The 23,912-nt window shown below is 71.5% G+C and carries 20 protein-coding genes and 1 pseudogene; 5 read left to right on the plus strand and 16 right to left on the minus strand.

Features of this window, described 5'->3' with window-relative positions; all coding sequences use genetic code 11:
- Nucleotides 1-278 precede the first annotated feature (278 nt).
- The 10 genes from Q1N79_RS00920 to pyrR form a co-directional block, all read right to left on the minus strand.
- Complete coding sequence (locus Q1N79_RS00920; RefSeq protein ID WP_300602892.1) at nt 279-866, minus strand: PIN domain-containing protein; 588 nt, start codon at nt 864-866, stop codon at nt 279-281.
- Nucleotides 867-869: 3 nt separating this feature from the next.
- Nucleotides 870-1,325: a helix-turn-helix domain-containing protein gene (locus tag Q1N79_RS00925; protein ID WP_300602895.1), complete on the minus strand. Its 456-nt coding sequence runs from the start codon at nt 1,323-1,325 to the stop codon at nt 870-872.
- Between the two features lie 890 nt (nt 1,326-2,215).
- Nucleotides 2,216-2,920: an orotidine-5'-phosphate decarboxylase gene (gene pyrF / locus Q1N79_RS00930; protein ID WP_300602898.1), complete on the minus strand. Its 705-nt coding sequence runs from the start codon at nt 2,918-2,920 to the stop codon at nt 2,216-2,218.
- Nucleotides 2,921-3,005: 85 nt separating this feature from the next.
- Nucleotides 3,006-3,968, minus strand: coding sequence for a dihydroorotate dehydrogenase (locus tag Q1N79_RS00935; RefSeq protein ID WP_300602901.1), 963 nt, complete (start codon nt 3,966-3,968; stop codon nt 3,006-3,008).
- Entirely contained in the window at nt 3,958-4,965 is a 1,008-nt protein-coding gene (locus Q1N79_RS00940) for a dihydroorotate dehydrogenase electron transfer subunit (RefSeq protein ID WP_300602904.1), read from the minus strand. Before Q1N79_RS00940 ends, Q1N79_RS00935 begins: the two co-directional genes overlap by 11 nt.
- A 7-nt stretch (nt 4,966-4,972) precedes the next feature.
- Nucleotides 4,973-8,323: a carbamoyl-phosphate synthase large subunit gene (gene carB, locus Q1N79_RS00945; protein ID WP_300602907.1), complete on the minus strand. Its 3,351-nt coding sequence runs from the start codon at nt 8,321-8,323 to the stop codon at nt 4,973-4,975.
- Between the two features lie 55 nt (nt 8,324-8,378).
- Nucleotides 8,379-9,620: a glutamine-hydrolyzing carbamoyl-phosphate synthase small subunit gene (gene carA / locus Q1N79_RS00950; protein WP_300602910.1), complete on the minus strand. Its 1,242-nt coding sequence runs from the start codon at nt 9,618-9,620 to the stop codon at nt 8,379-8,381.
- Between the two features lie 4 nt (nt 9,621-9,624).
- Nucleotides 9,625-10,953 (minus strand): dihydroorotase, encoded by a 1,329-nt coding sequence (locus Q1N79_RS00955; RefSeq protein WP_300602913.1) that lies wholly within the window; start codon nt 10,951-10,953, stop codon nt 9,625-9,627.
- 37 nt (nt 10,954-10,990) lie between these two features.
- The gene (locus tag Q1N79_RS00960; protein ID WP_300602916.1) at nt 10,991-11,947 is read right to left on the minus strand and encodes an aspartate carbamoyltransferase catalytic subunit; all 957 of its coding nucleotides are present in this window, start codon (nt 11,945-11,947) and stop codon (nt 10,991-10,993) included.
- On the minus strand, nt 11,944-12,531 hold the full coding sequence (gene pyrR / locus Q1N79_RS00965) for a bifunctional pyr operon transcriptional regulator/uracil phosphoribosyltransferase PyrR (RefSeq protein WP_300602918.1): 588 nt from the start codon (nt 12,529-12,531) through the stop codon (nt 11,944-11,946). Before pyrR ends, Q1N79_RS00960 begins: the two co-directional genes overlap by 4 nt.
- Nucleotides 12,532-13,156: 625 nt before the next feature.
- Between pyrR and Q1N79_RS00970 the strand changes: the two genes are divergently transcribed.
- On the plus strand, nt 13,157-13,657 hold the full coding sequence (locus Q1N79_RS00970) for a transcriptional regulator (RefSeq protein WP_300602919.1): 501 nt from the start codon (nt 13,157-13,159) through the stop codon (nt 13,655-13,657).
- 56 nt (nt 13,658-13,713) lie between these two features.
- On the opposite strand, the gene Q1N79_RS00975 is transcribed toward Q1N79_RS00970, so the two are convergent.
- Nucleotides 13,714-14,109 carry an SAV_6107 family HEPN domain-containing protein gene (locus tag Q1N79_RS00975; RefSeq protein WP_300602922.1) on the minus strand — a complete coding sequence of 132 codons (396 nt, stop codon included), beginning with the start codon at nt 14,107-14,109 and terminating at the stop codon, nt 13,714-13,716.
- An 883-nt stretch (nt 14,110-14,992) separates the two neighbouring features.
- Here Q1N79_RS00975 and Q1N79_RS00980 point away from each other — a divergent pair.
- Nucleotides 14,993-15,367, plus strand: a pseudogene (locus tag Q1N79_RS00980) (GNAT family N-acetyltransferase); the annotation flags it as partial.
- Between the two features lie 32 nt (nt 15,368-15,399).
- On the opposite strand, the gene metF reads toward Q1N79_RS00980, so the two are convergent.
- The 5 genes from metF to Q1N79_RS01005 form a co-directional block, all read right to left on the minus strand.
- Nucleotides 15,400-16,539, minus strand: a complete 1,140-nt coding sequence (gene metF / locus Q1N79_RS00985) for a methylenetetrahydrofolate reductase [NAD(P)H] (protein WP_300602925.1) — start codon at nt 16,537-16,539, stop codon at nt 15,400-15,402.
- A gap of 155 nt (nt 16,540-16,694) precedes the next feature.
- Entirely contained in the window at nt 16,695-17,156 is a 462-nt protein-coding gene (locus Q1N79_RS00990) for an Rv2175c family DNA-binding protein (protein WP_367185009.1), read from the minus strand.
- A 38-nt stretch (nt 17,157-17,194) separates the two neighbouring features.
- Nucleotides 17,195-17,521, minus strand: a complete 327-nt coding sequence (locus tag Q1N79_RS00995) for a helix-turn-helix transcriptional regulator (RefSeq protein WP_300602931.1) — start codon at nt 17,519-17,521, stop codon at nt 17,195-17,197.
- A complete protein-coding gene (locus tag Q1N79_RS01000; protein ID WP_300602934.1) occupies nt 17,518-17,952 on the minus strand; it encodes a polyketide cyclase in 435 nt (144 codons plus the stop codon). Before Q1N79_RS01000 ends, Q1N79_RS00995 begins: the two co-directional genes overlap by 4 nt.
- A 218-nt stretch (nt 17,953-18,170) precedes the next feature.
- Complete coding sequence (locus Q1N79_RS01005) at nt 18,171-19,361, minus strand: FAD-dependent oxidoreductase (RefSeq protein WP_300602936.1); 1,191 nt, start codon at nt 19,359-19,361, stop codon at nt 18,171-18,173.
- 197 nt (nt 19,362-19,558) lie between these two features.
- Here Q1N79_RS01005 and pknB point away from each other — a divergent pair, with 197 nt between their 5' ends.
- The 3 genes from pknB to Q1N79_RS01020 form a co-directional block, all read left to right on the plus strand.
- A complete protein-coding gene (gene pknB, locus Q1N79_RS01010) occupies nt 19,559-21,475 on the plus strand; it encodes a Stk1 family PASTA domain-containing Ser/Thr kinase (protein ID WP_300602939.1) in 1,917 nt (638 codons plus the stop codon).
- Nucleotides 21,476-21,708: 233 nt separating this feature from the next.
- Entirely contained in the window at nt 21,709-22,803 is a 1,095-nt protein-coding gene (aroF, locus tag Q1N79_RS01015) for a 3-deoxy-7-phosphoheptulonate synthase (RefSeq protein WP_300602942.1), read from the plus strand.
- 177 nt (nt 22,804-22,980) lie between these two features.
- Nucleotides 22,981-23,912: serine/threonine-protein kinase (locus tag Q1N79_RS01020; protein ID WP_300602945.1), on the plus strand; the 932-nt coding region annotated here is incomplete at its 3' end.

The raw sequence follows: 23,912 nt of genomic DNA on the forward strand, positions 1-23,912 counted from the left end.
GGGCGGGATAAATCGGGACTTAGCGGACATTCTGTAAGCGCTGGACTAGCCGCCGCGCCTGCGGGCCGCCGGGTCGGTGCGCCCGGAACTCGGGGACGCCGGGCTGACTGGCGCGGCCGGCTGGGCTGACCACAGCAGGGCGGGATGAGGTGCTCATCGGGCGGCGCGCGCAGCCGATCATTACCATTCTGCCGCCGAACACGGGATAATAGGGCGACGGATCGACACGATTGTTGCTGACCGGTTCCGAGTTCGGCGCTGGTGCGCCGGGTGTGAGATCAGCCGTCTTTATCCAGCTGGCCGGCGGCGGATTGCCCGCCCCTGAGTGCGGCTGCCGACCTGAGCAGACCCGAGCGTTCGAGTTCGGCGAGGACTTCTCCTGAGGCCTGCGGGGGGCGCCGGCGGGAGTCGGCGATCTGCTGCACGCAAGCGGCAACGGTCGCGGCGTTGATCCCGATCTGATCGAGCACGAAGTCGTCCGGAGATTTGGCCTCGATACCGAACTGGGCGAGATAGTCGGGCGGGAAGTGCTTCAGGTTGGCGGTCACGATCACCTGGGCGCCAGCCCTGATTGCTGCTGCCAGGACGTGCCGGTCGCCGGTGTCTGGCAGCTTGAGGGCATCGATCAGGTCTTCGTAACCCGACACCAGGCAGTCGGCGACCGCGTCGTTCATCAGGTTGCGCAGGCGGTCGAGTTTCTCCTGGGGCACGTCCGGGTGACTGCGGGCGCGGCTCCTGACCATCTCGTCCAGGATCTGGTCGGTCCACTTCGCCTGGACCAAGCCCTCGCGGGCGATGCGGATGAGCAGGTCGCGCTGAGCATTGGGGTACAGCGCGTTGGCGTCGTAGAGGACGATGAACGGCACTGGCTAGTCACCGCCGAGTTCCTCGCCCAGCCGGGTCAGCTCATCGGCGACTGCCCGCCGCCGCTGGTAGTCGCCTCGCTGATACGCAAGCAGGCTCTCGAACGCGACCCGGCGGTGGGTGCCGACCATGGTGTAGAGGATCTGCCCGGATTCCAGCAACCCGATCAGGTAGGGGCGGGACACGTTCAGCATGTCCGCAGCCTGCTGGGTGGTGAGCATCGCCCGGTTCGGCAAGATCTGCACTCCCTGTCCGTCCGCGAGCATGCCGAGGACCTGGGCGAGCATGACCGCCACTGCTCGCGGCACCACGAGCGCCTCGTCATCGCCGACCTCGGCCTCTACGCGTATCGGTTCGTTGCCGGGGTTGCGTGCCAGGTACAGGCTGATGCGCTGCGCTGCGCGCTTGACGAGCTCAGCGTCAACTTGCTCTGGCCTGATCTCGATCGCCTTCGCGTTCATTGCCCCTCCTCTCGCCGTTAACCGCAGTATCTGAAACAATCGCAACATCCGCAAGTATTCCCTGGAAGCTTTCTGGGCAATCGTCTTCGAGATACCGCTCAGCGGATCGCGCCAGGTTCGGCGGAGATCGACGCTCCAACCGCGAACCTGCACCGGCCAGCTGCTCAGCGAGACGACGTTCTGCCTGAAGCAAGAGGGCGGCTCCGAACTCGACGGATGGCGACCTCCGGGCCATCAACTCGTAGGAACGACGAGTTCGGGTGCTGACACGTTAGGCCCACCCGTGATAACCCCGAACCCACCCCAGGGCGTGAAAACCCCGAACCCACCCCAGGGTTCGGGGTTTTCTGCTGCCCGCGGGCGGTTGCAAGCGCACCCGGCCGCGACCGCGACGCACCCGGACTGGCGGTGAGGCCCACAACGCCAGGCCTATTGCAATGCCAGGAACTTAAGCCGCCCAGCCTGCCGGCGGACAAACCACCGATACCGGGCGCGGTCCGCGGGCGCTGGCCAAGATAGGAGCCGAGCGGCATCCGGAAATCGGTATAAAACGGGCAATAAAGCTGCGGCCCGGGTCCTAAGTTCCCGGTGCCGTCCCACTATCTGAGACGGCCGCCGGCCAGCCGTCCGCGCCCCGGCCAGCCGTCCGCGCCCCGGCCAGCCTGCCACACCCTTGCCGCACTGCTCACACGCACATCAGCTGACCAGGTGACATGCACCCGAGGGAGCGGCGACACAGCCCCTTAACTTCCCGAGATCGCAATAGGGTGAGCGCTGGGGGGCCCAACGCCAAAAGCGTGCCCGTGGCGGGCGCTGCTGGCGGGCTACGGGGCGGGCTACAGGGCCGGCGACGGGGCGCGTCGGCTACGGGGCCGGGGCTACGGGGCCCGCTACAGGGCGGGGACCGCGCGGCGGAGCGAGGCGGCGACCGCGGCGGCGGCGGCGCCCGGGTCCGGTGCGCGCGTGATGGGGCGGCCGATGACAAGCAGGTCGGCTCCGGCGCGGATGGCCTCTTCCGGGGTGGCGACGCGCGCCTGGTCGTGCAGGTCCGCTCCCGCGGGGCGGACGCCCGGGGTGATCAGGGTGACGTCAGGGCCGACCTCAGCCCGGACCGCGGCGACCTCGTGCGGTGAGCAGACCAGCCCGCGGGCACCCGCGGAGACCGCCATGACGGAGAGCCGGCGCACCAGGTCGCCGACTGGCCCGGGGACTCCCATCTGCGCCAGGTCGTCGTCACCGAGCGAGGTGAGCACGGTCACGGCGGCCACGGTGGTGCCGGGGGCCGACTCCACCGCCGCCCGGACCACGTCCGCGCCCCCCGCGGCGTGCACGGTCAGGATCTCCGGGCGCAGCCGCGAGACGGCGCGAGCGGCGCCCGCCACCGTGGCGGGGATGTCGTGCAGCTTCAGGTCGAGGAAGACCTCGACCCCGCTGGCCCCGCGCACCGTGGCCACGACGTCCGGGCCGTAGCGCAGATACAGTTCCAAGCCGATCTTGACAGTCGACACGTGCGGCGTCACGAGCGCTGCCCAGCGTGCCGCGGTGTCCAGGTCCGGGGCGTCGAGCGCCACGGCGACCGGTGCTGGCCTTTGCACCCCAGTCTCCTCTCTCCCAGGTGGCCGGGGCTGTCCCGGCGATTCTGACTGCCGGTACCGCATGATAGTCACACCCCGTAACTGCTCATAACGTCCAACCGGTGCGCTGCGCCGCATAACCCGCGGGCTGGTGCGCGCGGCCCACGATGTCTGATACCCGGTCCACGCCCCGCGCCGCAAGCTCTTCCTCGAGCTCGCGCTGGATTCGCGCGCAGGCCGAGGGATCGTGGAAGAGCACCGTCCCGACGGCCACCAGCGTGGCTCCCGCGAGCAGCAGTTCCAGGGCGTCCCGCCCGGTCCGCACCCCGCCGGCCCCGATGATCGGCACGTCGGGCAGCGCCTCGCGGACCTGCCAGACGCAGCGCACCGCGACCGGGCGGATCGCGGGCCCGGACAGGCCGCCGGTCAGCCCGGCCAGCGCGGGGCGCAGGGACACCGGGTCGATGGCCATGCCGGGCAGCGTGTTGATCATGGACAGGCCGTCTGACCCGGCGGCCACGCAGGCCCGCGCCACCGCCACGATGTCGGTGACCTCGGGGGACAGCTTCGCGAAGACAGGGATGTCGTACCTGGCGCTGCCGCGCACCGCGGCCACCACCTGGCCGGCCGCCGCCGGGTCAAGCGCGAACGCGCGCCCGGCGGCGGACGCGTCCGGGCAGCCCAGGTTGACCTCGATCGCGGTCACGCCGGCGGCGTCGGACAGCCGCGAGGCGAGTTCGCCGTACTCGCGGGCGGTGTGGCCGGCGATGCTCACGACGGCGCGCGCGCCGCGCGACAGCAGCCACGGCAGGTCCCGCTGCAGGAACCCGTCGATGCCCGGCCCCTGGAGCCCGGGCGACGACAGCAGGCCGCTCGGCGTCTCGGACAGCCGGGGCGCGGGGTTGCCCGCGCGCGGCTCAAGCGTCACCGACTTGGTGGTCACCGCGCCGATCCTGGCCACGTCGGTGAACTGCGCCAGCTCCCGGCCCGACCCGGCGCACCCGGACGCGGTCAGGATCGGACTCGGCAGGTCAATGTGCCCGATCCGGGTCCGCAGGTCAGCCGGCATGGGACTGCTCCCCCGCCGATGACGGCGCACCAGGCACACCCGGCACACCCGGCACACCCGGCGCAGGCGCAGGCGCACCGTGTACACCCGCCGCACCGGGCGCACCCGCCGCGGCAGGGCGCGGCTTCCAGCCTGGCGCGCCGAGCGCGTCGAACGGGATCGTGCCCACGTCGTCCCAGCGCACCAGGTCGCCGCGGAACACCGGCCCGTCCACGCAGGCCCGCACCATCCGGGTGATCCCGTCGTTGCCCACGGCGGGCAGCACGCAGCCCATGCACAGCCCGGTGCCGCACGTCATCACGGGCTCGGCGACCAGCGCCTGCACCGGGATCTCGTACCGCGCGGCCAGCGCGCAGACCGCGCGCAGCACCGGCAGCGGCGCGGACGCGTAGATCACGTCGCTGCGCGCCTGCTGGACCACGTTGGGCAGCATGTCGGTAACCGAGCCGCGGGTCCCCAGCGACCCGTCCGTCGTCGTGATCACCGCCGAACGCCCCGTCCGCCGCGCGGTCAGCGCCCCGAACACGCGGTCCGCGCTTTCCGCGCCGAGCAGGAAATCGGTGGGGCAGCTACGGTCGGCCAGCCGCGCGGCCAGCGAGAACAGCGGCGCGGCGGCGGCGCCAACGCCGAGCAGCAGGCAAGAGGCCGGGTCGCGCGGCACGGGGAACGGCCGCCCAAGCGGCCCGACCACATCGAGGACATCGCGCGACCGGCAGTCAGCCAGCCACTGCGCACCGGGTTCACGCGGCGGGAACACGAACTCCACGGTGCCCCCGTGGTCCGGCCGCACGTCGTGCACGGAGAACGTGCGCCTGGCGAGCATGGCGGACTGCGGCCCGCCAACCGCGATCGCGACGAACTGGCCCGGCCGGAACCTGGTGGCGATCGCGGGGGCGACGACGGTCATGGCCACGTACGCGTCGACCCGGCGCACCGTGAGCACCGTCCCGCGCACCTGAACCGGTGCCACCCCGCCCTCCCGATCTGGCTGTGCCATGCACCCCTCAGCCGCGTAGCCAGGCGGCGTGCTCCTGCAGTGAGCGGACGCCCACTTCGCCGCGGATGATGGCCTCAATGCCCTGCACAGCGGCCGCCAGGCCGGCCACGGTGGTCACGCACGGCACGCCCCGGCGGACCGCCGCCGTCCGGATCTCGTACCCGTCCAGGCGCACCGACGCCGACGCCGCGGAAGGGCTGCCGAAGGGCGTGTTCACGATCAGGTCTACCTCGCCGTCCAGGATGCGCGTGACAACGGTCGGTTCGCCGCCCGGGCCTGCGCCGTCGCTGTGCTTTCGCACGATCTTGGCACGAACGCCGTTTCTGCGCAGTACCTCGGCCGTTCCTGACGTCGCCCAGATCTCGAATCCCAGGTCCGCCAGCCGCTTGACAGGGAAAATCATCGCCCGCTTGTCCCTGTTGGCGACCGACACGAACACCCGTCCCTGCACCGGCAGCGACCCGTAGACCGCCGCCTGTGACTTGGCGTACGCCGTGCCGAACGTCTCGTCGATGCCCATCACCTCGCCGGTCGACCGCATCTCCGGCCCGAGCACCGTGTCCACCCCGGCACCGGAGGCGTCGCGGAACCGCCCGAACGGCAGGACGGCCTCCTTCACCGCTACCGGCGCGAGGGGGGTATGGGGGGGCGAGGAGCCCTCCCATGCCGGCGGGTCACCGGGGGGCTGGCCCCCGGGGGCTAGCTCTGCGGGCAGGACGCCGGAGGCCCGCAGCGACTCGATCGACGACCCGAGCATCACCAGCGCCGCCGCCTTCGCCAGCGGCACCGCGGTCGCCTTCGACACGAACGGCACGGTCCGCGACGCGCGCGGGTTGGCCTCGAGCACGTACAGCACGCCTGCCGCGATCGCGTACTGCACGTTCAGCAGGCCGCGCACGCCCACGCCCCGCGCGATGCGCAGCGTCGCCTCGCGGATGGCCTCGATGTCGCCGTGGCCGAGCGTGATCGGGGGCAGCGCGCACGCCGAGTCACCGGAATGGATCCCGGCCTCCTCGATGTGCTCCATCACCCCGCCCAGGTACAGGTGCTCGCCGTCGTACAGGGCGTCGACGTCGATCTCGATCGCGTCGTCGAGGAACCGGTCGATCAGCACCGGGTGGTCGGGCGAGGCGGCGGTCGCCCGCGCCACGTAGGCGCGGAGCGTGGGCTCGTCGTAGACGATTTCCATGCCGCGCCCGCCGAGCACGTACGACGGCCGCACCAGCACCGGGTAGCCGATCTCGGCGGCGGCGACCGCCGCCTCGTCCGCGGACAGCGCGACCTCGCCGCGGGGCGCGGTCAGCCCCGCCTGCGCCAGCACCGAGGCGAACGCGCCGCGGTCTTCTGCCAGGTGGATGGCGGCCGGCGAGGTGCCGACGATCGGCACGCCCGCGGCTTCGAGCGCGCGGGCGAGCCCGAGCGGCGTCTGCCCGCCGAACTGCACGATCACGCCCGCGACCGGCGCGCCCCCGGACGCCTGCTCGGCGTGCACGACCTCGAGCACGTCCTCAAGCGTCAGCGGCTCGAAGTACAGCCGTGAGGAGGTGTCGTAGTCGGTGGACACCGTCTCGGGGTTGCAGTTGACCATCACGGTCTCGTAGCCGGCCTCGCGCAGCGCGAACGACGCGTGCACGCAGGCGTAGTCGAACTCGATGCCCTGGCCGATGCGGTTCGGGCCGCTGCCGAGGATGATCACCTTGGGCCGGTCGCCAGCGGGCACCTCGTTGCCCTCGTCGTAGGTGGAGTACAGGTACGGGGTGCGCGCGGCGAACTCGGCGGCGCAGGTGTCGACCGCGTGGTAGACAGGCCGGACGCCGAGGGCGTGCCGCAGCTCGCGGACCTGCCCGGCGGACAGGCCGCGCAGCTCGCCTATCTGGGCGTCGGAAAACCCGGCGGATTTGGCCACCGTGAGCAGGCTGGCGTCGAGTCCAGAGGCGGCCCGGACCGTTTGGGATATCTCGAGAATTTGCACCAGCTGATCCACGAACCACGGATCGATGCCGGTCGCGGCGGCCACGTCGGCGGCGCCCGCCCCCGCCCGCAGCGCCTGCAGCATCGTGTTCAGGCGGCCGTCGTGCGGGGTACGGCAGCGGTCCAGCCAGCCCGCCGCGTCCCCTGCTGCCGTCTTGAAGCTGAACGGACCGTGGCTGCTCTCCAGCGAACGCTGCGCCTTTTGCAGGGCCTCCGCGAAATTCCTGCCGATGGCCATCGCCTCGCCGACGGACTTCATGTGCGTGGTCAGCGTGGTGTCCGCGCCGGGGAACTTCTCGAACGCGAACCGCGGGATCTTGACGACCACGTAGTCGAGCGCCGGCTCGAAGCTGGCCGGGGTCTGGCCGGTGATGTCGTTGGGGATCTCGTCCAGGGTGTAGCCGATCGCCAGCTTGGTGGCGATCTTGGCGATCGGGAAGCCGGTGGCCTTGGAGGCGAGCGCGCTTGAGCGGGAGACCCGCGGGTTCATCTCGATGACGACCATGCGGCCGGTCTGCGGGTTGACGGCGAACTGGATGTTGCAGCCGCCCGTGTCGACGCCGACCGCGCGGATGATCTTGATGGCGACATCGCGCATGTGCTGGTACTCGCGGTCGGTGAGCGTCATCGCGGGGGCGACCGTGACGGAGTCGCCGGTGTGCACGCCCATCGGGTCGACGTTCTCGATCGGGCAGACGATCACGACGTTGTCGCTTGAGTCGCGCATCAGCTCGAGCTCGAACTCCTTCCAGCCGATGATCGACTCTTCGAGCAGGACCTCGGTGGTCGGGCTGGCGTCGAGGCCGGCGCCGGCGATGCGCCTGAGGCCCGCTTCGTCGTAGGCGATGCCCGAGCCGGCGCCGCCGAGGGTGAAGGACGGGCGGACGACGACCGGCAGGCCCAGATCGGCGACGGCGGCGAAGCACTCGCCGATCGTGTGGCAGATCTGGCTCCTTGGCACCTGCGCGCCGAGTCCCGTGACGATCTCCTTGAACCGCTCGCGGTCCTCGCAGGCCTCGATCGCGTCGATGTCGGCGCCGATGAGCTCGACCTTGTACTTCTTCAGCGTCCCGTTCTCGTGCAGTGCGACGGCGGCGTTCAGCGCGGTCTGGCCGCCCAGCGTCGCCAGGAGGGCGTCCGGGCGCTCCCTGGCGATCACCTTCTCGAGCACGTCGGTGGTGATCGGCTCCACGTAGGTGGCGTCCGCGAACTCCGGGTCGGTCATGATCGTCGCCGGGTTGGAGTTCACCAGGCTGACCCTGATGCCCTCGGCCTTGAGGACGCGGCAGGCCTGGGTGCCCGAGTAGTCGAACTCGCAGCCCTGCCCGATCACGATCGGCCCTGACCCGATCACCAGGACCGACTTCAGGTCGCTACGCCGCGGCATTGCTTACTCCCCCCGCGCTCGACACCGGGTTCGCCGGCGAGTCCGGACGATGCGGTCATCGGGCGCCGTCCATCAGCGCGCAGAACTCGTCGAACAGGTCGACGGCGTCGTGCGGGCCTGGGGCCGCTTCGGGATGGTACTGGACGCTGAACGCGGGACGGTCGAGCAGGCGGATGCCCTCGACCACGCCGTCGTTGAGGTTGACGTGGCTGACCACCGCCGCGCCGAACGGGGTGCCGAACGGGGTGCGCGCCCCGGCGGCCCACTGCGCAGGCCCATCGGGCTCGGCCGCCGCGGTCGGGGCGGGGATCTCGACCGTCTCGCTGCCTCCGGCGGCCTCGGGTGACCCGGAGACCTCTCCCGACTCAGGCGGCGGCATGGCGGCGAAGCCGTGGTTGTGGCTGGTGATGTAGACGCGACCGGAGCGCAGGTCCATCACCGGCTGGTTCACGCCGCGATGGCCGTATCTCAGCTTGTACGTGTTCAGCCCGAGGGCCAGGCTGAGGAGCTGGCTCCCCAGGCAGATGCCGAACGTGGGCACGCCCGCCGCGAGCACGCCGCGCATCGCGGCGACCGCGTAGCCGGCGGCCGCGGGGTCGCCGGGGCCGTTGCTGAAGAACACGCCGTCGGGGCCGACGGCGAGGATCTCGGCGGCGGTCACCGTCGCGGGCAGCACGCGGACCTCGATGCCGCGCTCGGCCATGTTCCGCGGCGTGGCCGCCTTGATGCCCAGGTCGACCGCGGCCACCCGGTACCTGGCCTTCGTGCCCGGGGGCGGGCTGACCGTGTACGGCTGCGGCGTGGTGACGACGCGCGCCAGGTCCGCGCCGGTCATCGGCGGGCTGGCGAGCACCCGGTCGAGCAGCCGCCCCGGATCGTCCTCCACCGTGGACACCGCCGCGCGCATCGCGCCCCTGGACCGTATCCGCGTCGTCAGCGACCGGGTGCCCTGCACGGCGATGCCGGTGATCCCCTGGGCCTTGAGCTCGGCCTCCAGGCTGCGCCTGGCGCGCCAGCTCGAGGCGATCCGGGCCGGCTCGCGCACGACGTAGCCGCTCACCCAGATCCGGTGCGACTCCGGGTCTTCGTCGTTGACGCCGGTGTTGCCGATGTGCGGGGCGGTCATCGCCACGATCTGCCCGCAGTAGGACGGGTCGGTCAGCGTCTCCTGATAGCCGGTCATCCCGGTGTTGAAGACCATCTCACCGAACGTCTCGCCATTGGCCCCGAAGCCCGTCCCGCGCAGGGTCGTGCCGTCCTCCAGGACCAGCATCGCGTCCGGGTCGCGCACCGTCATCGGGTCACCCCGCTTCCCTGCTGGCAAAGACCAGCCGACCGTCCAGTACCGTCGCCGCGCCGCGCAGGAACGTGGCGTGCACCCGGCCCGGCAGCGCCATCCCCGCAAACGGGCTGTTCCTGCTCTTGGACGCGTGCGCGGCGGGGTCCACGGGCTCGGCCGGCGCGGCGGCGTCGTACAGCGTCAGGTTCGCCGGGACGCCGGGCCGCAGCGGCTGGCCGTGGTCGGGCACCCGGCCGATCGCCGCCGGGCGGGCCGACATCCTCATCGCGACGCCGGCCCAGTCGAGCAGGCCGGTGTCCACCATGGCCAGCTGCACCACGCGCAGCGCGGTCTCCAGGCCGGTCATGCCGTTCGCGGCCGCCGCCCACTCGGTCTCCTTGGCCTCGACCGGGTGCGGCGCGTGGTCGGTGGCCACGCAGTCGATCGTGCCGTCCGCCAGCGCGGCGCGCAGCGCCGCGACGTCGGCGTGCGTGCGCAGCGGCGGGTTGACCTTGAACGCCGTGTCGTACCCCGCCGCGAGGTCGTCGGTGAGCAGCAGGTGGTGCGGCGTGACCTCGGCCGTCACCTGCCACCCCTTCGACTTGGCCCAGCGGATGATCTCCACCGAGCCGGCCGTGGACACGTGGCAGACGTGCAGCGCGGAGCCGACGTGGGCGGCGAGCAGGCAGTCCCTGGCGATGATGGCCTCCTCGGCGGCGGCCGGCCAGCCGGCCAGGCCGAGCCTGCTCGCGACCTCGCCTTCGTTCAGCTGCGCGCCCTCGGTAAGCCGCGGTTCCTGGGCGTGCTGCGCGATCACGCCGTTGAACGCCTTGACGTACTCAAGGGCCCGCCGCATCAGCAGCGGGTCGGCGACGCAGTTGCCGTCGTCGGAGAAGACGCGCACGCGCGCGGCGGAGTCGGCCATCGCGCCGAGCTCGGCGAGCTGCTTGCCGCCGAGGCCGACCGTGACGGCGCCCACCGGGCGGACGTCGCAGTGCCCGGCCTGCTGGCCGAGCCGCCACACCTGCTCCACCACGCCGGCGGTGTCGGCGACCGGTTCTGTGTTGGCCATGGCGTGCACCGCGGTGTACCCGCCGAGGGCGGCGGCCCGTGTGCCGGTCTCCACCGTCTCCGCGTCCTCCCTGCCCGGCTCGCGCAGGTGCGTGTGCAGGTCGACCAGGCCGGACAGCGCGACAAGCCCGGCCGCGTCGACGACGCGCGCGCCTGGCGCGGACAGCTCCTGCCCGATACCCGCGATGACGCCGCCCGCGATGTGGATGTCCGCGGCCCCGGCGCCCGCGATAACGGCGCCCCTGATCAGCCACTCCTCGCTCGTGCCGGCCTCGCTCATGAGCTGCCCTCCCGTTGGCATGGACCAGCCGGCCCGTTCACGCGGCCGCCGCGGCGCCGCCGAGCAGCAGGTACAGCACCGCCATCCGGACGATCACCCCGTTGCTCACCTGTGCCACGATCGTGGACCGCGGCGAGTCCGCGACCTCGGCCGCGATCTCGACCCCCCGGTTCATCGGCCCCGGGTGCATGACGATCGCGTGCTCGGGCAGCAGCGCCATCCGCCCGGCGTCGAGCCCGTACCTGCGGCGGTACTCGCGGATGCTGGGGAAGTACGCGGCGGTCATCCGCTCCTGCTGCACGCGCAGCATCATCACCGCGTCGCTCTTGCGCAGCTCGGCGTCGAAGTCGTAGCTCGCCTTGCACGGCCAGCTCTCGACCGCGTACGGCATGAGGGTGGGCGGGGCGACCAGCGTCACGTCGGCGCCGAGCGTACTGAGCAGCAGGACGTTGGACCTGGCCACCCGGCTGTGCAGGACGTCGCCGACGATCGTCACCCGCACGCCGTCAAGCCCGGCGCCGCGCTGGTCGGCCGCCCGGCCGTCGGCGCCAAGCCGCTGCCTGATCGTGAAGGCGTCGAGCAGCGCCTGGGTCGGATGCTCGTGCGTGCCGTCGCCGGCGTTGACCACGCTGCCCGTCACCCAGCCGGCCAGCCGGTGCGCCGCACCGGACGCGCTGTGCCTGATGACCACCGCGTCGGCGCCCATCGCCTCAAGGGTCAGCGCGGTGTCCTTCAGGCTCTCCCCCTTGGCGACGCTCGACCCGCGGGCGGAGAAGTTGATCACGTCGGCGGACAGCCGCTTGGCCGCCGCCTCGAACGACGTCCTGGTCCTGGTCGAGTCCTCGAAGAAGAGGTTGACCACGGTCAGACCGCGCAGCGTGGGCAGCTTCTTGATCGGCCGGCCCGCGACGCTGGCGAGCTCGGCCGCGGTGTCCAGGATCAGGACCGCCTCGTCGCGGCTGAGGTCGGCCGCCGAGATAAGGTGGCGCGTCATCGGTCACGCTCCCCGAGCAGCACGGAGTCCTCGCCGTCGGTCTCCTCGAGCAGTACCCGCACCACCTCGCGGTGGGCCGTGGGCAGGTTCTTGCCCACGTAGTCGGCCCGGATCGGAAGCTCCCTGTGGCCGCGGTCGACCAGCACGGCGAGCTGGACCGCGCGCGGCCGGCCGAGGTCGTTCAGCGCGTCCAGGGCGGCGCGGATCGTCCGGCCGGAGAACAGCACGTCGTCGACGAGGACGACCGTCTTGCCGTCCACCCCGTCGGGCGGCACCTGGGTCCGCTGCAGCGCACGCGCGGGCCGCAGCCGCAGGTCGTCGCGGTGCATGGTCACGTCGAGCGAGCCCCACGGTGCCGGGGTGCCCTCGAACTCGCCGATCCGCACCGCCAGGCGGCGGGCCAGCGGAACTCCCCGGGTGGGGATGCCGAGCAGGACAACCCCCGCGCCGCCGTGCGTGCGCTCGAGGATCTCGTGCGCGATACGGCTCAGCGCGCGGCGAATCTCCTCGGGGGTGAGCACCGCCTTCCAGCCAGGACTGCCGGCGCCCTGCTCGTGGCCTGGTTCAGGCCGCATCGCGCACATGAGTCACGACCTCCTTCCCCGTCTCACGGGACGGTCATTAAAGGATGCCTACGCCGCTAACGGTACCAGGACCAGCCGCGCAGGCGGTGACTCATCTCCCGGCGCCGGCGCGCGCCGGCCCGCGCCGCCGACGTGTCCCAGGCACCGCCGGGGTACCTCTCACCGCCGCTCCGGTTTGGCCGCTGAAATGGTCATATATAACATTAGAAGCAAAGGGAATCGATAGTCGCTTCAGTCGCTGAATACAATCTGTTCCCCTGCGTAACCGCCCGCTGAGCTTGGCTTTCGTTGTCGGCCAGGCCCGGGGGCTGCGGGAATCGCCGGACTTCGGCTGATGCGGTGATCATGGAAGTTGTGATTTAGATCACTCTGGACATACGCTGTCATTACGTTCCGAGAGCGTGGGCGACCCCTCTTCCGGCCGCCTCGCGCAAGAGAATGCCGATTACATAGGGGTTGTCGCGTTCCGACGGAGGGTAGGGAGCAATCCGGGAGGGCAAGGCCGGTTACTGGACGAGTTCAACCAGTTTTTGCCATTCGGCTTGACCTTGCGGCTCTCGCGGCCTTACCGTCACTGTGCGTAACCGTTACCGTAAGCGACGACTGGCCGGGAAACCGAGGAAAAATGCCATCTGAGTACGCCAAGACCCTCGGCGCGCGACTGCGCGCCATCCGCACACAGCAGGGACTCTCACTTCACGGAGTTGAGGAGAAGTCCCGCGGACGGTGGAAGGCCGTCGTGGTGGGTTCATACGAGCGCGGCGACCGTTCGGTCACCGTCCAGAAGCTCGCCGAACTGGCCGAGTTCTACGGAGTCCCGGTTTCCGAGCTCCTGCCAGGCGACGCTGCCCCCACCCCGATCGCGAGCGCCCCCAAGCTCGTGATTGACCTTGAGCGGATGAACCAGCTGCCTAAGGAGAAAATCGGCCCGCTCGCGCGTTACGTCGCCACCATCCAGGCGCAGCGCGGCGACTACAACGGCCGCGTGCTCTCTGTGCGGCACGAGGATCTGCGCTCGCTCGCCGTCATCTACGACAAGTCCCCGACTGACCTCACCGAAGAGCTCATCAGCTGGGGCGTGCTCGACGCCGACGCACGCAGCAACAGCATCGAGTCGTCCTTCTAAGACCCGCCGCCCACCCGGCCTGGGGCCTGGGGCCCGCGGTTTGCCGGGTGGGCGGCTCAGCTCGCCGACCGCAGCGGAAGCTGCGGCTGGATATCGACGCCGAGCGCCCGCTCGGCCACCGACAGGAACGTCCCCGCGTCCCTGAGCAGGTCCTCCGCCTCGCGTGCGGTCGCCGCGCGCGGCAGGCCCGCCGCGGCCGCGGCGCGCTTGGCCGCGCTCGCGGCGAAGAACGCGGCCCATTCCGCGAGCGTGGGCTCAACCTGGGGAAGCAGCTCCCATACGCTGCGCGGCCGCCTGCGGCGGCTCCCGGTGCCCGGCTCCCCCCTGGCGGCGACGATCGCCGCCGCCGCGCGCAGCGCGGCCAGGTGCGCGCAGACGTACCTGGTTCCCGGATCGCTCTCGGCGCCGGCCTCGGCCAGGCCGCGCCGCGCGGTCTCGAGCAAGTTCAGCACGGTCGCGGAAACCAGCTGCGGCGGGCCGGTCAGCGCCGCTTGCCCCGGTCGCCCATGATGTGCCGGTTGCCCGGGATACCCTCCCCTGTCAAACGCTGGCACGTCTTTGCCAGATCCCGCGCGAGCACGCGTTGGCACTTCGTTGCCCATCGCTGGCAGCGTGCTGATCATGGTCGTCACTTCCTCTGGTCTGTGCCGCAGCTCGTCCCGTCACGGGAGATCTGACCGGGCGAGGCGCTTCCCCACGCCCCGCCCGGTCAGCGGCCGGCCGCCGGGGGTCGCGGCGGCCGGAGTTCGCCATCCCTTTATTCGAACACAGGTTCGTGGCAATGTCCAGCCTATTTGCTTACACGTTCGAAGGTATACGGGGGGTCTGACATTCCGGGGCCGCCGGGCGGCCGGGGGCCGAGGGGCCGGGGCCCGGCGTTAAGAGCCTGCCCGGCACGGTCCCGCCAGCACCCGCGGCATCGTCAAGCGGGGATCAACTACCTCAATCCGGACAAATCGTCCCGATGGTGCCGCCCGCGGCACGCCCGAGACGGCCAGCCGCGGTGAAACCCGGCGGTTCCGGGGGCGCAGGGGTCTTTCCCGTTGGCTGGCCGGCGGTGCCGGGGCCGCGCGATGCGGGAACGGTGGCAGCAGGGGACTGTGGGGTTGCCCACGAGGCCAGGCCCTGGTGGCGCGGGCGGCCAGATTCCGCGTGTTGTCTATCCGCGAGCCCTAAGTGACTGCCGGAGCGGGAAGACCACGGCAGGCAGCGTCCCGTAAGCTGTCGGTGATGATGCAGACGGTCACGTTCACCGAGCTCGGGCCTGCCGAGTTCCGGCGCGGGATCGACCGGTTCGTCGCGGTGTACACGGCCGCCATGAACCCGCCGGAACGGATGCTGGCCGGGCGGGAGGCGATCCTGGACCGGCATGCCGCCAACCCGGGGTTCCGCGCGCTGGCGGCCGCCGCCGGGCCGGTGCTCGCCGGGTTCACCTACGGCTTCCACGGCGCGCCGGGCCAGTGGTGGCACGACATCGTCGCCGGGGCCCTGGCCGTGTCGGCTGCGCCGGGTGCGACCGCGTGGCTCGCGAACTCCTTCGAGGTCGCGGAACTGCACGTGATGCCCGCTTACCAGGGCGCAGGCATCGGCCGTGAACTCCTCCTGCGGCTCACCGGCGGCCGGCCCGAGCGCACGGCCGTGCTGTCCACGGCGGACGCCGAGTCGCGGGCCAGGAGGCTGTACCGGGGAGTCGGGTTCACCGACCTGCTGACCGGCTTTCGCTTCTCCGGCGGCGAACCGGCCTACGCGGTGATGGGCGCCACGCTGCCGCTGCGCCCGGCGACGGCGGCGGTGCCTGAGCGGCCCCCGGCTGGCATGGCGGACTCACCAGACACGCCGGGGACGCCGGGGACTGCTGGGGAACCTGGGACGCCAGGGACGGGGGGAGCGCCCCGCTCGCCGAGGCCGAGCAGCTGGTAGATCTCCCTGGTCGCGCGCGACCAGTTGAGCGTGTAGAAATGCAGCCCGGGCGCGCCCTCGGCGAGCAGCCTGTCGCACAGGCCGGCGGCGTAGTCGACCCCGATCTCGCGGACCAGCGCCGCGTCGTGGTCGCTGTCCGCCCTCCTGAGGCGGTCGAGCAGGCCGGCGGGCACCTTGCAGCTGCCGAGCTGCAGCGCGCGCTCGACCACCCGCAGGCTCGTCACCGGCATGATGCCCGGGATGATCGGCACCGCGCAGCCGTTGCTCGCGACCCGGTCTCGCAAGCGCAGGTAATCGTCGGGGTAGAAGAACATCTGCGTGATCGCGAAGTCCGCTCCGGCGCGGCACTTGGCCACGAAGTGCCGTACGTCGGTCTCGGCATCCGGCGAGCGGGGGTGCAGCTCAGGGAAGGCCGCGACGCCCACGCAGAAATCGCCGGACGACCTGACCAGCCGAACCAGTTCATGTGCGTGCCGCAGGCCTGCCGCGTGCGGAACCCAGGCCGCGTTCGGGTCACCGGGCGGGTCACCCCGCAGGGCCAGGACGTTGCGCACGCCGACGTCGGCGTACGAGCCGATCACGTGCCGCAGCTCCTGGACCGAGTGGCTGACCGCGGTGAGGTGGCCGACCGGGGTCAGCGAGGTCTGCGCGGCGATCCGCCCGGTCACCCGGACCGTCCGCTCCCTGGTGGAGCCGCCCGCCCCGTACGTCACGGAAACGAACGTCGGCTTCAAGGGCTCGAGCTGCCGGATGGCCCGCCACAGCTGCTGCTCCTCGACCTGCGTCTTCGGTGGCATGAACTCGAACGAGAACGACCGCTGACCCGCCTTCAGCAGATCGGAGATCAGCGGTGCCCGGCGGGCGCTGGCGCTGGCCGTGGCTGCGTGCGGCGTGCTGGCACCCTTCGCCCGTGGCGCGGTGCTGCTTACCACGAGGTGCGGACTGCGAGGTCTCGGCGGCATGTGGCTAAGCATAACCTGCCGGACGATTTCCTGTGCTCTGGCCACAAGATTGTCGTCAGCGGGCATACGGCACGGCGCCCGGCACCCGCCACGGCGGCAGGCAGGCCTTCGGTGCAACGCGAGTTTAGGTCGGGACGCCGTTTACCGGTGCTCGGTCAGAACGCCAGGGCCTGGGCGCGCCGGTTGACCTCGGTGCCCCGGCGGCTGCACAGCGCCTCGATCGGCGTCCCTGGCAGCGTGTCGTCGGCCGTGAACAGCCAGCGGAGCGCTTCCTTCTCGTCGAACCCGCAGTCGAAAAGCACGGTCAGCGTCCCGCAGAGTCCCTTGATGATCTGCGCTCCTTCGAGGAAGGCGGCCGGCACGCCGCGCCCCCCGGCGGGCCGGGTGACGGCGAGCAGCTTGCGGTCGCGGAGCAGTTGCTTCACGCGGCTGGAGGGTATGCCAAGCCTTGCGGCAACTTCGGGGAGTGACAGCCAATCGCCAACGAGGGCGTCGGTCACGGGGTCTATCTGTGCCACGAGTCCAATCTCCCACGTCCCGGCCGTTCCCAAACCAGTCACGTTTCCGTCAATGAGCGCGTATTCCCCTTCCGCGGGGTGCGAGGCCGTTCGCCGCATGTCGCCTCGGTGTCACCTTTTCGCCGCCCGGCAGCCAACTACCCGTTTTCTGCCTGCTTCCTGAGGCCCTCCAGCCGCTCCCGCCACACGGCCGCCCGGCCGGTCAGCCAGTCCGCGGTGGCCGCCAGTCCCTCCGGCCGGACGCTGAACAGCACCTCGCGCCCGGCCCGGCGCCTGCTGACCAGGCTTGAGTCCTCGAGCACGGCCAGGTGCTGCGCCACCGCCTGGCGAGAGACGGGCAGGCTGGCCGCCAGGCTGCTCGCGCTGCAGCCGGGAGTGCGCCCGAGCAACTCAAGGAGTTCCCTGCGGCGCGGATCAGCGAGCGCGGTGAACACCCGGTCCGCGTCGACGGCCGCCGCGGTCACCGCCCCTGCTCAGCGTGGGTCCGCAGCCCCGCCATCTCGTACTGCCAGCCGCCGGTGTTCCCCTTCCACTCGTCCTCGCGCAGTGCCTCCGGCAGGTCGAGCGACGTGAACCCGCTCTCCACGACCGTGACGCCGATCTCGTCCCCGACCGGCCGGACATAGAACTCGACCAGGGTCGACTTGGCCTGCGCGGGCGCCGCGCCGCCGAAGGCGCTCGCCCAGCGGAACGAGACGTAACCCTGCGGCTCGACGCGGATCACGTCGATGACGTACGGCCGGCGGTCGTCGCCGTACTCGACGGTGACCCGCCCCGGGCCGCGGGCCGGTTCCGCACTGCTCCCAGGCAGCCACCAGCCGGGCCGGGTGACCAGTTGCCACACCTTGTCCTGCGTCGCCCTGATGGTGATCCGCTGTTCGATACGGTCTTCCATGGCGGCCCTCCCTCGCTCTTGTGCGGAATCGGCACGGCAAGTCTGGTACAGCTCGCGAACAGCCGCAATTCGACGCTTGCACATATAGCGGGTCCTGCGCCAACGCTGCTCCGGGCCGGATGAATGTGACATTCAGCCGCCTATAGCCGGCTCGATGCAACATTCATCCGCTGTCGGCATTCATCCGCTGTCGACCGGGACAGTGCGCGCGATCGCGGTTACCTGGCGCAGTCTTTCAGGGGGATGGCGGGGTCGGTCAGGCGGGTGGCGTCGACCTCGGCGCCGTCGGCGATCAGGCGGCGGGCCTGCAGCGGGTCGCGCGGCCGATCCACGGCCAGCACGGCGGTGAGGCGGGCACCGGCCCGGACTGCACCCGACAGCCAGCAGGCGGACCAGGTAGCGGCTTGCGGGTCGCCGCGCCAGATGAGGCGGTCGGCGCGGTCGTGGTGGCCCGTGTACTGGACCATGCGGCCGAACTGCTCGGACCAGAAGTACGGCACCGGGTCGTACATCTGCCTGCCGCCGAGGACGTTGGCCGCGAGCACCTCCGGGGCGCGCAGCGCGTTGTCCCAGTGCTCGACGCGCAGCCGCCTGCCGAACCGGACGGACTCGAACGCGGCGCAGTCCCCCGCCGCGTAGACGCCTGGCAGCGATGCGCGCAGGCAGGAGTCGACCGCGACGCCGTTGTCCAGCAACAGGCCGGAGCCTGCCAGCCAGCCCACGGCCGGCCGCACCCCGACGGCCGTGACCACCTCGTCAGCCGCGAGCCAGCCGCCGCCGGCCAGCGCGAGGCCCCCGCGCTGCACGGACTCGACGGCCGTGCCTGTGCGCAACTCGACTCCGGCTCGCTCGTACCAGGGGGCGGTGCGCGCCCCGGCCTGCGGGCCGAGCGCGGCGGCGAGCGGGGCCTGCCCGGCCTCGATGACCGTCACGCGGCAGCCCGCCGCCGCGGCGGCGGTCGCCAGTTCGGCGCCGATCCAGCCGGCCCCGACGATCGCGAGCCGCAGCCCGGGCCGCAGCAGGCCGCGCAGGGCGAGCGCGTCGTCGAGGGTGCGCAGGAACCGCTGCGGGCCCGGGCCAGGCAGCGCCACGGGGACCGCGCCTGTCGCCAGGACCAGGCGGTCGAACGGGTACGTGCCGCGATTGGTGACCACGGCGGCCTCCGCCAGGCCCGTCGCTGTCTCGCCAGGGCGGAAGTCAACGCCGAGCGCCGCGAAGTCCGCGTGCAGCGACGGGTCGACCCCGTCGGTGAGCACCCTCTTCGACAGCGGAGGCCGGTCGTAGGGCGGGCGGTCCTCCGCGCCGATCAGCGTGATCCGGCCGGCGTAGCCGCGCTCCCGCAGCGCCTGCACCGTCCGCAGCCCGGCTAGGCCCGCGCCAGTCACCAGGGTTCGTTCGGGATCATGCATGACGTCCACGGTACGGCGGGGCGGGCTGGCGCAGGCGGAAGTGGCGCGGGCGCCCGTTACGGCGGGGAGCGGCGGCGGGGAGCGGCGGCGGGGAGCGGCGGCGGGGAGCGGCGGCGGGCTCAGCGGAGCGCGACACGCTGCCGTCAATATGACTAACCGCCTAAAGTTCGCTGGAGGTGGCCGTAAAATCGTCGGCGATGGAGTCTGCCCTCGCTGACGTGCTTATCGGCCGGATGCTCGACCGCCGGTATCTCGTCCGCTCCCGCATCGCGCACGGTGGGATGGCCACCGTGTACCTCGCCACCGACACCCGGCTGGACCGGCAGGTGGCGCTCAAGGTGATGCATGCCGACCTGGCGCGGGACGCCGACTTCGTGGACAGGTTCATCGGCGAGGCCAAGTCGGTCGCCCGGCTGTCGCACCCCAACATCGTCGCGGTCTTCGACCAGGGATCGGACGGGCAGTACCTGTACCTGGCGATGGAATACGTTCCCGGGCGGACGTTGCGCAGCCTGCTGCGGGAGCGGCACAGGTTCCCCTACGCGGAAGCGCTTGACATCATGGACCCGATCCTGTCCGGGCTGGCCGCCGCGCACCGGGCTGGCGTCGTGCACCGGGACGTCAAGCCGGAGAACGTGCTGCTGACGGCGGACGGCCGGGTCAAGGTCGTGGACTTCGGCCTGGCCAGGACGCAGGCGGCAGCCGGGCATACCCGGACCGGGCTGATCATCGGCACGGTCGCCTACATCGCGCCCGAACAGGTGACCGGGGTGACCGACCCGCGCACGGACGTGTACGCGGCCGGGGTGATGCTGTGGGAGATGCTGACCGGCAGCCAGCCGCACACCGGGGAATCCCCGCTCGCCGTCGCGTACCGGCACGTCAACTCCGACGTCCCCGCCGTCGGCGACTACGTGGCGGGCGTGCCGCCCGCCGTCGACCACCTGGTCCGCTCCGCCACCAGCCGTGACCCGCGGCTGCGGCCCGCCGACGCGGGCGCGTTCCTGCGCGCGGTCCGCAGCCTGCGCGGTATCGCGGGCCAGGGCGACGCGGTCACCGGGGCATGGCGGGCGGAGCGGGATGCCGGGTACGGCGCCGCGGCCGGCTACGGCGAGGGGGCCGGGTCGCACACGATGATCGTCGCGGGCCATTCCGGCTACCCAACGGACTCCGGCGCTCCCGCCCGCGGGTACGACGGATACGACGGCGACGGCGAGTACGAGACCCGCGAGCCGTTCCTGCAGCGCTGGCTGTTCAGCAGGCGCCTCGCGTTCCTCGCGGTCGCGGTGGCGGTGCTGATCGCCATCGGCTTCGGCGGCTGGTGGCTGACGTCGGGGCGGTACGCGCCGCTGCCCGCGGTGGACGGGATGTCGGAGGCCGCCGCCGCGCAGGCGCTGCGCGCCGCCGGGTTCGCGGTGCAGCAGGGCACGGAGGTGATCGACAACAACGTGCCAAAGGGTGACGTGATCAGCACCTCGCCGTCCGGGCGTGCGGTGCACGGCGCGACGGTCATCCTCACGGTCTCGGCCGGGCCGCGGATGATCCAGATCCCGTCGGTGACCGGACTGTCGGTGGCGGGCGCGATGGCGCGGCTGCGCCAGGCGGGGCTGACGGTGAGCAACACGACCACGCCGGTGGGCGTCAACGGCGCTGCCAGGGGCTCCGTGGCGGGCACGACGCCGCCGGCCGGCACCTCGTGGCCGGCCAATCGCGCCGTCTCCGTGGACGTCGTCGCGGGCATTCCGCTGCCGGACCTGGTCGGGCAGAACATCGGGGACGTCCAGGCGTGGGCGGCATCGAACAACATCCAGCTCAACCAGGTGAGCGTGCACAGCGACCAGCCGCAGGGCGTCATCGTCAGGCAGTCCCCCGCGCAGGGCGCCCCCGTCGGCCCCGGGGTGACCGTCACCGTCTACGTCTCCATCGGACCGCCCGAGGTCACGATCCCCAACGTGCGCGGCGAGTCGTTCCAGCAAGCGCAGCAGCAGCTTGAGCAGCTCGGCTTCCAGGTGCAGGGCCAGCAGTTCGGCTTCGGGCAGACGGTCTTCGGGACGAACCCGTCCGGGCAGGCGCAGGCCGGGAGCACGATCGTCGTGTACTACGGCGGGCTCTAGTACCTGTATAGTGCCTGGCATGCGCACGCAGTTCTGGTTCTGGTTTGGTAACCGGCTCGGGAGGCCGGTCGCCCGCCAGACCACGCGCTGACGGAAGCGACCTAGCGAAAGCCCCGGGCCAGGAAGGCCAGGGGCTTTTTTCGTTGGGCACTTTTCGCCGGGCAGTCACGGTTTCGCCGGGCAGTCACGGTTTCAGTGGGCACTTACGGTTTCACTCGAGGAAGGCCGGTCGGATGGTAGTGGTGATGGACGCGGAGGCGACCGAGGCAGATGCTGACAACGTGGTCAGCCTGGTGCGCGAGGCGGGCGGCGAGGCGTTCGTCAGCCGCGGCGTGTCCAGGACGATCATCGGGCTCAGCGGCGACATCGACCACCTCGCCACGCTCAACCTGCCCGCACAGCCAGGAGTCAGCGATGTCGTCAGGATCTCCGTCCCGTACAAGCTGGTCAGCAGGGAGCACCGCCGCGAGCGTTCGGTGATCCGGGTCGCGGGGGTGCCGATCGGGCCGGACACGCTGACGGTGATCGCCGGGCCGTGCGCGGTCGAGACGCCCGAGCAGGCCCTGCAGTCGGCGCTGATGGCGAAGGCGGCGGGCGCGTCGCTGCTGCGCGGCGGCGCCTACAAGCCGCGCAGCTCCCCGTACGCGTTCCAGGGCCTCGGCGAGGCCGGCCTGCGCATCCTCGCGGACGTTCGGGAAGCGACCGGCCTGCCCATCGTCACCGAGGTCGTCGACCCCGGCGACGTGGACCTGGTCGCCTCGTACGCGGACATGCTGCAGGTCGGCACCCGCAACATGCAGAACTTCCCGCTGCTGCAGGCCGTCGGCCGCGCCGGCCGGCCCGTCATGCTCAAGCGCGGCATGAGCGCCACGATCGAGGAGTGGCTGATGGCCGCCGAGTACATCGCGCAGCGCGGCAACACCGACATCGTGCTGTGCGAGCGCGGCATAAGGACGTTCGAGAACGCGACCCGCAACACCCTGGACATCAGCGCCGTCCCGGTCGCGCAGCGGCTGTCCCACCTGCCGGTGATCGTGGACCCGTCGCATTCCGGCGGCCGCAGGGACCTGGTCCTCCCGCTGTCCCGGGCCGCGATCGCGGTCGGCGCCGACGGCATCATCGTCGACGTCCACCCGCACCCGGAGACCGCGCTGTGCGACGGCCCGCAAGCGCTCATCGACTCGGACCTGCGGGAGCTGGCGAGCGTCGCGCTGCACCTGTCGCCGCTTGTCGGCCGGACGCTGACCCCCGCGCCGGACGCCGCTAACGGCCGGCCCCGCGCGAAGCCGGACGCCGCTAACGGCCGGCCCGCGCTAACCGGCCGTTAGCTCGATCGGTTCGAATTACGCGACGGCCAGTTTCATTGGGCCGGTTTTACCGATTTTGTGATCTCCATCACAGTTCATTGGGATATGGGCTATATTTTCCCGCGCGAGGCCGCAGGGACCGCTCGCCGCCGTCGAGATACCCGGGGACCGGACTGTCATCCCGGGGTGGGAGGGTATATGCCCGAGCTTCCTTATGTTGGCGACGAGTTCGCGGGCTACCGATTGCGAGCCGTCCTCGGGCACGGCGGCATGAGCATTGTCTACGAAGCGGAAAATCCGCAGCTTGGTGACCTTATCGCGGTCAAGGTGCTCGCATCTGAGCTTGCCGAGGACGACGCCTTCCGCACGCGTTTCCTCGCGGAATCACGCATTGCCGCCTCGATGAACCACCCGCACGTCATCCCCGTCCTCGGCGTGGGGTCAAGCGACGGGCTGCTGTACCTGGTGATGCGCTGCGTCTCAGGCACCACCCTGCGGCAGACGATCGCCGAGCGCGGCCGGCTGCAGCCGGAGACCGCCGTCTTCCTGCTCAGTCAGGCCGCGCAGGCACTGGACGCCGCGCACCGCGCCGGGCTCGTGCACAGGGACGTCAAGCCGGGGAACCTGCTGATCGAACGGGACGACGACGAGCCAAGCCCTGGATACCTGTACCTCGCCGACTTCGGGATCTGCGGCTGGAGCACGGCACGCACCGGGCTGACCTCGACGGGACAGTTCGCGGGCACGGCCGACTATGTTGCCCCCGAGCAGGTGCGCGGCGGGCTGCCCGTGTGGGGCTCGGCCGACCAGTATTCGCTGGGCTGCGTGCTTTATGAGTGCCTGACAGGCAAGGTGCCGTTCGGAACGCACCCGGCAGCGGCAATCGCCAGGGCGCACGGCGAAGACCTCCCCGCGCCCGCCACGCGGCTCCAGCCCAGCCTGCCGCCCGCGATCGAGGAGGTGTTCGCCCGTGTGCTCACCGAGGAGCCCAGCGAGCGGTACAGCACCTGTCGCGAGTTCATGCAGGCGGCCCGCGTCGCGCTGGGCGACGCGGCGGCCACGCCGCTGTCCGGCCGCGGCTCGCCCGTGTTCCAGCCGGCGCCGGCACCCGCCGGCGATCGGGCGAGGGC

Source organism: Trebonia sp. (genome assembly GCF_030042015.1).
Lineage (GTDB): Bacteria > Actinomycetota > Actinomycetes > Streptosporangiales > Streptosporangiaceae > Trebonia.

Coding starts and splice junctions, on each gene's coding strand:
- Q1N79_RS00925 (WP_300602895.1), bottom strand. CDS start 1,325: ATGAACGCGAAGGCGATCGAGATCAGGCCAGAGCAAGTTGACGCTGAG.
- Q1N79_RS00935 (WP_300602901.1), bottom strand. CDS start 3,968: ATGCCGGCTGACCTGCGGACCCGGATCGGGCACATTGACCTGCCGAGT.
- Q1N79_RS00940 (WP_300602904.1), bottom strand. CDS start 4,965: ATGGCACAGCCAGATCGGGAGGGCGGGGTGGCACCGGTTCAGGTGCGC.
- carB (WP_300602907.1), bottom strand. CDS start 8,323: ATGCCGCGGCGTAGCGACCTGAAGTCGGTCCTGGTGATCGGGTCAGGG.
- carA (WP_300602910.1), bottom strand. CDS start 9,620: ATGACGGTGCGCGACCCGGACGCGATGCTGGTCCTGGAGGACGGCACG.
- Q1N79_RS00955 (WP_300602913.1), bottom strand. CDS start 10,953: ATGAGCGAGGCCGGCACGAGCGAGGAGTGGCTGATCAGGGGCGCCGTT.
- Q1N79_RS00960 (WP_300602916.1), bottom strand. CDS start 11,947: ATGACGCGCCACCTTATCTCGGCGGCCGACCTCAGCCGCGACGAGGCG.
- pyrR (WP_300602918.1), bottom strand. CDS start 12,531: ATGTGCGCGATGCGGCCTGAACCAGGCCACGAGCAGGGCGCCGGCAGT.
- Q1N79_RS00970 (WP_300602919.1), top strand. CDS start 13,157: ATGCCATCTGAGTACGCCAAGACCCTCGGCGCGCGACTGCGCGCCATC.
- metF (WP_300602925.1), bottom strand. CDS start 16,539: ATGCCGCCGAGACCTCGCAGTCCGCACCTCGTGGTAAGCAGCACCGCG.
- Q1N79_RS00990 (WP_367185009.1), bottom strand. CDS start 17,156: ATGCGGCGAACGGCCTCGCACCCCGCGGAAGGGGAATACGCGCTCATT.
- Q1N79_RS01000 (WP_300602934.1), bottom strand. CDS start 17,952: ATGGAAGACCGTATCGAACAGCGGATCACCATCAGGGCGACGCAGGAC.
- Q1N79_RS01005 (WP_300602936.1), bottom strand. CDS start 19,361: ATGCATGATCCCGAACGAACCCTGGTGACTGGCGCGGGCCTAGCCGGG.
- pknB (WP_300602939.1), top strand. CDS start 19,559: ATGGAGTCTGCCCTCGCTGACGTGCTTATCGGCCGGATGCTCGACCGC.
- aroF (WP_300602942.1), top strand. CDS start 21,709: ATGGTAGTGGTGATGGACGCGGAGGCGACCGAGGCAGATGCTGACAAC.